This window comes from Lactobacillus sp. C449L, assembly GCF_059900815.1.
This window is the reverse complement of record NZ_JBWXGA010000425.1, coordinates 1-400: the sequence shown is the minus strand read 5'-3', so window position 1 is coordinate 400 and position 400 is coordinate 1. Positions and strand designations below refer to the sequence as shown.

Below are 400 nucleotides of genomic sequence, written 5' to 3'. Positions count from 1 at the left end.
GAAATACATCGCATATTTTTTATAAGGCACCTTCGCCGACGGCTCCGGAAACCGAAGCGCAAGCGGCTTTCCGAACAGATCGAACGCTTTCTCCTTGTCGATGCGGCCGGCGTCGGCTACCTTGCGGAACGACGGCATGCCGAGGGAGCTCATCGCTTTGCCGATGCCCTCCTGCCGAAGCGCGATTTTCTCGAATAAAGCGGGCGGCACATGCTTTGCGTCCACCAACGCTATGTTGTGGGACACGAGAAAGCCGCTCCGCGCGCCCTGTAAGACGGACTCCCTGACATACAACCCGGCGCCGGAGGAATCGCCCGCTCGCTCGCCCGACTCGACGCCGATACGCTCCTGGCGAAGGACGCTTACGACGATGTTTTCGTTCAGCAGCGCTTCCAGCAGA

1 protein-coding gene is annotated in these 400 nt (G+C 60.0%); it reads right to left on the bottom strand.

What is annotated here, in order from left to right:
- Positions 1-400 (bottom strand): hypothetical protein (locus AC2JF9_RS10100; RefSeq protein WP_500727503.1); only part of this gene is annotated, 400 nt, incomplete at both ends.